This window comes from Pseudoalteromonas sp. NH0006-46, assembly GCF_057547735.1.
This window is the reverse complement of record NZ_BAAJML010000025.1, coordinates 1-1316: the sequence shown is the minus strand read 5'-3', so window position 1 is coordinate 1316 and position 1316 is coordinate 1. Positions and strand designations below refer to the sequence as shown.

The following is a 1316-nucleotide window of genomic DNA, read 5'->3' as shown; positions in this document are numbered from 1 at the left end:
CAAACGCTGGGCAAATAAAGAAATCACCAAACCGTGGGAAAAGTGGCCAATAGATGAAAGCTTAAACCAACCAGACAACACACCGTACTGGAGACGCCTGATGAAAACCCTTGCAATGCAAATTATTGCGGGTGTTTAAACGCGATTACTCTTTAACAATTAGAAAAGGAATTCAAACCTAGGCGCAACTTCTGCCTAGGTTAGTTTGTAATTAAAGTGGGTGTCTAGATAATCTAATATAGTAATTAAAGTGGGTGTCTAGATAAATCCTAATGGATACTGAAGCTGAAAAGTGGTGTAAATTTGGTCCATTTGCAAAAAATAAAAAAGGTATATGGCAGGGTGAACGCGATGCTGAGTATAATGATTTTTCAAACCCCGAGACTTATCATAAATTTATTATGGCAGTCTTATTTTCGCCCAAAGCGGACTACACCGAAGTCGCTAAAAATCAATACACCGTAGAGGTGAGTATTCCTAACTTTATTAAAGGGGAGTCAGAACTCGCACTTAAATTTGGCTATAAGCTAAAAAACCTGTTAACCCCTCATAGTGTTGAGAATAAAAATTATAGTTATACAGGCGTTACAGGCATAAAAGAATACCAACCAGTGCATGATGAAAAGGGGCAGCTTATTAAAGCGCTGTATACAGTTAACGTTGACTTTGATAACCCAAGGCAGCTACTTAAAATCGATAAGGTAAGGCCGTTCCCAGAGCTAAGATATGATAAAAACCTCACACTACCGCTTAATTTTGAGGCAATAGCAACACCAACCGAGAACCCAAGCTATCCAAATCCATGGATTGTATAAAGGAATATTATGAGTATCTTAAAATACTTAGGTGGTGCTTTACCACGTAAAACAATCTTTAATAATTTTTTTAAGGAAAAGCTCGACTTTAAATTAGAAAAGAAATTTAAAGGGGTGTGTTTATTGCATCACTGGTTATTTGAAGAAAAAAAAATATATTTAAATGATTCACAGCGTTTTCAGGTACATTCATGCGGTAATGATGGTTGGCGAGCGTTAACTTTAGGACCCATGTTTTTAGGCTTTGTTGGGAGTTTAGTTGTTGCTTTAGATATTATGCTAATCCCATTTCATGGAGAGGAGGACACTTTTCATTGGTGGTTACTATACTTAGTGCTGGGCTGGAACTTATTATTTTTAAACCTTATGCCGGTTTGGGGGAGAATAAGAACACCTAATTTAGCCTATTTTGACCGCCTTACAGGCAAAGTGGGTTATACCTTTGATATTCCCGGTTGCGACGAGCGTGATGAATTTGGTCATTGCTGTTTTGATTGGCAG

General features: G+C 37.6%; 1 protein-coding gene and 1 pseudogene. Both read left to right on the top strand.

Annotation, left to right across the window (positions count from 1 at the left end; genetic code table 11):
* Positions 1–272 precede the first annotated feature (272 nt).
* Complete coding sequence (locus AC27I2_RS19645; protein ID WP_487205257.1) at positions 273–815, top strand: hypothetical protein; 543 nt, start codon at positions 273–275, stop codon at positions 813–815.
* Between the two features lie 9 nt (positions 816–824).
* Positions 825–1316: pseudogene (locus tag AC27I2_RS19640) on the top strand (hypothetical protein); the annotation flags it as partial.

Bases quoted from the DNA above. Each gene is read 5' to 3' on its own strand.
- AC27I2_RS19645 (WP_487205257.1), top strand. From the start codon at position 273: ATGGATACTGAAGCTGAAAAGTGGTGTAAATTTGGTCCATTTGCAAAA.